The organism is Pantoea sp. CTOTU49201 (assembly GCF_032054795.1).
GTDB lineage: Bacteria > Pseudomonadota > Gammaproteobacteria > Enterobacterales > Enterobacteriaceae > Pantoea > Pantoea symbiotica.
The window spans coordinates 1-6535 of record NZ_DAMBSA010000276.1 but is presented as its reverse complement, the minus strand read 5'-3'; the positions used below and the strand labels follow the sequence as shown (position 1 = coordinate 6535).

The window sequence follows — 6535 nt, the reverse complement described above, 5'->3', positions numbered from 1 at the left end:
ACTAACGGTGCGCCCGCTAATAAGACCTTCAAATCTGGCGGATTATAAAAACAAAACGCCCGGCAGATGCCGGGCGTTTTTTATTGCCGCTTAGAGTTCATCACTTCACAAACTCTTCGCCCTGCGCGATATCTTTCTTCAGCGTTTCCAGCATGCCGTTTAGCGCCTGCTGTTCAAAGGCACTCAGCGTACCCAGCGGACGGCGCTCAACAATACCGTTTTTGCCCAGCAGCAGCGGCTGCGAGAAGAAGCGGGCATATTCGCCATCGCCTTCCACATATGCGCACTCCACGACGTTGGCTTCACCTTGCATGGCGCGAATCAATGACAGGCCAAAACGGGCCGCCGCTTGTCCCATCGACAGCGTTGCCGATCCGCCACCGGCTTTGGCTTCCACCACTTCGGTGCCCGCGTTCTGAATACGTTTGGTGAGATCCGCCACTTCCTGCTCGCTGAAGCTCACGCCTTTCACCTGCGACAGCAGCGGCAGAATGGTTACGCCTGAATGCCCGCCCACCACCGGCACTTCAATCTCATTTGGCTGCTTGCCTTTCAGCGCCGCGACAAAGGTATTGGCGCGGATGATATCGAGAGTGGAAACGCCAAACAGGCGATTCTTGTCATACACGCCAGCTTTCTTCAGCACTTCAGCCGCAATGGCCACCGTGGTGTTGACTGGATTGGTGATCACGCCAATAAGCGCTTTTGGCGCCGTGCTGGCAACCTGTTCAATCAGGTTACGCACGATACCGGCGTTGACGTTAAACAGGTCGGCGCGATCCATGCCCGGCTTACGTGCCACACCTGCAGAGATCAGCACCACATCGGCACCATGCAGCGCAGGCGTCGCATCTTCACCGCTAAACCCTTCCACGGTGACTGCCGTTGGGATGTGACTGAGATCGACCGCCACACCCGGCGTTACCGGGGCGATATCGTAAAGTGAGAGAGCTGAGCCTGCGGGTAATTGCGTTTTGAGCAGCAGTGCGAGCGCCTGGCCAATACCACCAGCGGCACCGAGAACGGCAACTTTCATCCTGAACTCCTTATTAAGGTGGGGCAGAGATATGCCGAAAATCCATCAGGTTACGAGTTTAATCAACTTCTCAGGCGATAGCGACTAAACCTGTCGCGCACTTAACACTACGCCGCAATCGGCTCCCGAGACATCTCCACTTCAGAAGTCGCCTGAATGATTCATTCGCAGCCAGAAGACAATGGACGGCAATGATCATCGATATTGTTGTTACCACCTCAATAATATAACAACTTTGCAACCTTCGCTTTGCGCGTCCACCCGCGATTTTGGTGCGACCTCATATTCTGTTATTATGCCCGCCCCGCAGGTCATTACCGCGATTCTCTCATCAGACTTATTGCATAAAAATTCATCTAAATGCATAATAATTTATCTGCCGTGGGCCTGTTGCCCGCTGCAACCCTCTTTTAATTGGTAGCTTATGCGAAACCCATCGAAACAAGACGACTTGATTAAGGCGTTTAAAGCCTTATTGAAGGAAGAGAAATTCAGCTCCCAGGGCGAAATCGTGCAGGCGCTGCAGGAAGACGGCTTCGAGAATATCAATCAGTCCAAAGTTTCTCGTATGCTGACCAAGTTCGGCGCGGTGCGTACGCGCAACGCCAAGATGGAAATGGTTTATTGCCTGCCTGCTGAACTCGGCGTTCCCACCACCACTAGCCCGCTGAAGAATCTGGTGCTGGATATTGATTACAACGATGCGTTAGTAGTGATTCACACCAGTCCGGGCGCTGCGCAGCTGATTGCGCGCCTGCTGGATTCGCTGGGTAAAGCGGAAGGGATTCTCGGCACCATCGCCGGTGATGACACCATCTTTATTACGCCTGCGCGTACCTTCTCAGTAAAACAGCTGTACGACGCGATTCTGGTTTTATTCGAACAAGAGCTATAAAACCCTGCTGCATACCGGCAGATCCTCTGCCGGTCATCTTGCCCTTCCCGCCTCATCCGTGACCAACCTTTTACAAACTCCTTGGTAAATAATAAGTTATCCATATGCTTAGCGGTTCTTTTCAGGCTATCAGATTGGTACGACCTTTGCGCCTTCTTAACCTTATGCGCTATTTTACACTGCTTTACACATCGTGCTCAGTGCCTTTTCCTTCTCCATGCGTATCAGCCAGCGAGATCAACCATGATCTTTCGCACTAAAAGATAATTTGATGTAGATCATTGTTTTTACGGCTAAATAACCACCTATGGTTAAGATCCAGGCGTTTTTTATAACTTCAGGTTCTAAAAAAGTGCCATAAGGATAAAGAATTACAACCAAACATTATTAGCTGGATATTAATTTCATGGGTGATTAGATCTATACTTAGTTTCGTGATGCAAATCACACGAAAGAAAAAGATAAAAATAGACGACGAGGAAAAATATCATGAACGTTAAAACTACTATCGCAACTCTAAGTGTTCTCTCTGCTCTGTCATTTGGTGCTTTTGCAGCAGATTCTATTAATGCCGAACAGGCAGCGAATCTGCAATCCGCAGGCACCATCAGCGTCAGCGGCGTGGGCGGTTCTCCAATGGATATCCGTCAGCAGTTAAACGATAAAGCCGATCAGCAAGGTGCGAAAGCTTACCGCGTGATCGAAGCGAATACCGGTGACAGCTACCACGCAACCGCTGAGCTGTATAAATAAGTTACTGACTTAAGACGCAATGTGAACGGCGACCCGTTTGAGACGCTTTTGCCTCTCAGGTTGCCGACCCCAATTTCAGGAGAGTGAATCATGAAAACCAAATTAGCTATCGCAGTACTGGGCCTGGCTTCTGTTCTTTCTTTTGGCGCCAGCGCCGCAAGCCTGGTTTCAAACGAACAAGCTGAACAGCTGCAATCTCTGAACCAAACCATCAGCGTGAGCGGTGTTGACGGCGACCAAACCAATGTTCGTCAGGAACTGTCACAGAAAGCTGATGCGCAGGGTGCAAGTCACTACCGCATCATTGAGAGCAACCGTGGCGATACCTTCCACGTTACTGCTGAACTCTATAAATAATCACTAATTGAACGTCCGGCGCCTTAAAGGCGCCAGGCAATAGATCGACGACCCGCCTACCCCTTTTCTGCCGCAGGTTGTTGATTAAACGAGGAGAAAATTATGAAAATCAAAACAACCATCGCAACTGCAACCCTGCTTTCCCTGTTCGCCTTTGGTGCTTCTGCAGCACAGCTGGTGACTGAACAACAGGCGCAGAATCTGCAACCTACCGGCAGCACCATTTCAATCAGCGGAACCGGCGGTTCGCCAATGGATTATCGTGCCGAGCTTTCTCAGAAAGCGGATGAGCAAGGTGCCAGCGCTTACAAAGTGATTGAAGCGAAAACCGGCGACAGCTATCACGTGACAGCTGAGCTGTATAAGTAATTCCTCGTCAATTAAGACGAACCCTTTGGCCCCGCTCGCCGGGGCCCTTTTTACTTTATATTGAAGCGGAGCTGGCCCTCTAGCTCCTCTTCTGCTTCATCAAATAGCAGGATCAATGCGCCATACCGGCGTTTCTGCCCTTTCCCCAGATTTACAAACTCAATCTCCAGCGGCAACGGCAGTTGCTCACCCACAATCGCATCCCAAAGATCGTCAAGATCGTTGATGGCGAGATCGGCTAGCGCAAAACGATCGCTAAACTGTCGATAAAAATGGGCTTGATCGACAATCTCATCGAAATCGAAACGCTCGGTTCTCATCATGACGCCCTCTTAGTTGTCGCGGCTAGCTGAGTCCGCCGAGGTGCAACGCTTTGACTTCCAGATACTCTTCCATCCCCAGCACCGAGCCTTCGCGTCCCAAACCGGACTCTTTCACACCGCCAAACGGTGCCAGCTCGGTTGATACCGCGCATTCATTAATGCCGATCATGCCCGCTTCCAGCGCTGCTGAGACGCGGAATACTCGCTGTAGATTCTGCGTGTAGAAGTAAGCCGCCAGGCCAAATTCAGTATTGTTGGCGCGCGCAATCACCTCGGCTTCATCATCAAAGCGGAAGCAGGCTGCAACCGGACCAAACGTCTCTTCCTGCGCCAGCTTCATCTCTTCATGCGCTTCCGCGATGACCGTCGGTTGCCAGAAATTGCCACCAAGAGGATGACGTTCGCCGCCAACCAGCAATTTACCGCCTTTGCTTAACGCATCTTTGACATGCTCTTCCACTTTCTCCAGCGCGGACTGCTCAATCAGCGGGCCAACAATCACACCCTCTTCCACGCCATTACCGACTTTGAGTTTACCCACCGCATCGGCCAGCTGGTTGACGAAGCGATCGTACACCGCGTTATGCACATAGAAGCGGTTAACGCTAACGCACACCTGTCCGGCATTGCGGAATTTGTTGGCAATCGCGCCCTGCACCGCCGCATCAATATCGGCATCATCAAAAACGATGTAAGGCGCGTTGCCGCCTAATTCCATTGAAACTTTTTTCATGGTTTCGGCGGCATTACGCATCAGCGTTTTACCCACCGCGGTGGAACCGGTAAAGGAGATTTTACGCACCGCTTTGCTGGCCATGATCGCGTCGCTGATGGCATGCGTATCGCCCGCCACCGCATTGAGCACGCCATCAGGCACACCGGCTTTTTGCGCCAGCGCCAGCAGCGCGAAGGCGCTCAGCGGCGTGTTGTTAGCAGGTTTGATGATGCCGGTACAGCCAGCGGCTAATGCGGGACCGAGTTTGCGCGTCAGCATCGCCATCGGGAAATTCCACGGCGTGATCGCCGCGACCACACCAATTGGTTCACGCGTCGCCAGAATGCGCGAGCCCGGTTTAGCTGGCGGGATGATTTCACCGTTGGCGCGTTTCGCCTGCTCGCCAAACCACTGAATAAAGCTGGCGGCGTATTCCACTTCACCTTCGGCTTCTTTGAGCGGTTTACCCTGTTCGGCCGTCATCAACTGGCCGAGCCAGCTTTTGTTCTCGATGATCAGCTGATACCAGCGATTGAGGATGTCGGCACGCGCCTTGGCGGTTTTGTCGCGCCAGGCGGGAAATGCACGCTGCGCGGCGGCAATCGCCTGTTCGGTTTCGTGCTGGCCGGCTTTCGCTACGTTGGCGATGACTTCGCCGGTAGCGGGATTGGTTACCTCAAAGGTCGCGCTGGCGTTATGCCACTGACCATCAGCGAAATAGCCGGTCTTAAATAATTCATGTTGTTGCAGGGAAGTGGACATCGGTTTTCTCCTGTCAGTTTGCGTCCTGTCAGGAAAGTATAGATGCCAATATCAGAGGTTTTTGTGTCAGCGTGGGATCTAAAAGGCCGCTGCAGGTTGCAGCGGCCAGTTTCAGATTTGTATTAAGGTGTTCTGATACTTATCCAGCATCAGCGCCAGGCGTTTCACCGGTTCGGTGACGTTATCAGGTGCCGCATAGTGCTGCAGCTTCTCCTGATACACATCCAGCTCCTGCAGCAGCCGCTCGAAGTAATAGCGGCGCTTGTCATCGCTGGTCGCGGAGATAATGCGATCGGCGGTATAACGCAGCTGGCGGTGATAGGCCGAGAGATCGGCATTCACCGGCACTTCGGCATTACGCAGGCGTTGATGGCCGATAATCAGCGTCAGCGCAATACGATACTTATCGATATCGCCGGGGAACAGGTTGAGGAGCAAGAACAGTTGCTGATACAGCGCCGGCAAGTGGTTCTCACGACGACGCGCCTGATTAGTGGTGAGGGCGGCAACCGCTGCATACATAAAGCGGTTCAGCAGCTTACGTCCGGTACGATCGCGCGATTTATCACGAATCAGCAGAATCACCATCATCGCCACAAAGCAGCCAATCACCTGGCCCAACACGTTATCAAGGAACACGTTGAACTCGAACTTCATTGGGTTATCCAGTACCAGCACGTTGATGGTACCAATCAGCGCGCCCAGCGTACCTAACTGGCGGCACTGCACGAAGATGCCGCCGATAAAACCCAGCGCGCCGATGGCGATACACAACAACAACGCACTTTGCTGGGTCGCGGGCAGAATAAAGATGAAGTAGAGCGCGCCGAGCGGCACCGCAACCGTCATGCCGTAAAGGAAGTCTTTCGCCATCATCAACGGATTCGGCATACGCATCGCCAGCGCGGTGATCACCGCCAACATCACCATGCAGCCGCTGCCGGATGTCCAGCCGGTATACAGCCAGAACAGCGAACCCAGCGCGGTGGCGACAAAGGTGCGCACACCGTTGATCATCGCATGATGGGTTTCAGCGGAGCGCGCTTGAATCACCACTTCGCGCTGCAGAATGCTCTCTTCCAGCGTGGTGATGCGGCTGTTGCTTTTGATGCCGTTGATCAGCAGCAGATATTCGGTGGCTGCGCCCACCCAACTCGCCAGCGTTACCGGCACAGTTTTGCTGCTCACACCAATCAAGCGACGCATCACCTTCATGCGTTTATGCACATCGTTGACGTCGTTGACCTCTTTTTCGATCAGCAAACGATAGTGCGGTGGAATGTATTCCGGGCGCGAGTTTTGAATCAGGAAGGTTTCGGCGGCCT

Annotated in this window: 8 protein-coding genes; 4 read left to right on the top strand and 4 right to left on the bottom strand. The window is 52.8% G+C overall.

Translation table 11 applies throughout. The features are described from left to right. Positions 1 to 100 precede the first annotated feature (100 nt). Entirely contained in the window at positions 101 to 1036 is a 936-nt protein-coding gene (gene mdh, locus RTY00_RS17405; RefSeq protein WP_008101961.1) for a malate dehydrogenase, read from the bottom strand. A gap of 424 nt (positions 1037 to 1460) precedes the next feature. Here mdh and argR point away from each other — a divergent pair, with 424 nt between their 5' ends. From argR to yhcN (RTY00_RS17385), 4 genes are all read left to right on the top strand, one after another. Beyond that, the gene (gene argR / locus RTY00_RS17400) at positions 1461 to 1931 is read left to right on the top strand and encodes a transcriptional regulator ArgR (protein WP_008101964.1); all 471 of its coding nucleotides are present in this window, start codon (positions 1461 to 1463) and stop codon (positions 1929 to 1931) included. 489 nt (positions 1932 to 2420) lie between these two features. Next, the gene (yhcN, locus tag RTY00_RS17395; protein ID WP_008101965.1) at positions 2421 to 2684 is read left to right on the top strand and encodes a peroxide/acid stress response protein YhcN; all 264 of its coding nucleotides are present in this window, start codon (positions 2421 to 2423) and stop codon (positions 2682 to 2684) included. Between the two features lie 90 nt (positions 2685 to 2774). Next, positions 2775 to 3041, top strand: coding sequence for a YdgH/BhsA/McbA-like domain containing protein (locus RTY00_RS17390; RefSeq protein ID WP_154154906.1), 267 nt, complete (start codon positions 2775 to 2777; stop codon positions 3039 to 3041). Positions 3042 to 3143: 102 nt separating this feature from the next. Continuing rightward, positions 3144 to 3410, top strand: coding sequence for a peroxide/acid stress response protein YhcN (gene yhcN, locus RTY00_RS17385; protein WP_008101968.1), 267 nt, complete (start codon positions 3144 to 3146; stop codon positions 3408 to 3410). A 50-nt stretch (positions 3411 to 3460) separates the two neighbouring features. Here the strand turns inward: yhcN (RTY00_RS17385) and RTY00_RS17380 are convergent, their stop codons facing one another. The 3 genes from RTY00_RS17380 to RTY00_RS17370 form a co-directional block, all read right to left on the bottom strand. Further along, a complete protein-coding gene (locus RTY00_RS17380; RefSeq protein WP_036647722.1) occupies positions 3461 to 3730 on the bottom strand; it encodes a hypothetical protein in 270 nt (89 codons plus the stop codon). 25 nt (positions 3731 to 3755) lie between these two features. Then, positions 3756 to 5210, bottom strand: a complete 1455-nt coding sequence (locus RTY00_RS17375; protein WP_312665272.1) for an NAD-dependent succinate-semialdehyde dehydrogenase — start codon at positions 5208 to 5210, stop codon at positions 3756 to 3758. A gap of 111 nt (positions 5211 to 5321) precedes the next feature. Next, on the bottom strand, positions 5322 to 6535 hold a 1214-nt coding region (locus RTY00_RS17370), incomplete at its 5' end, for an FUSC family protein (protein WP_312665271.1).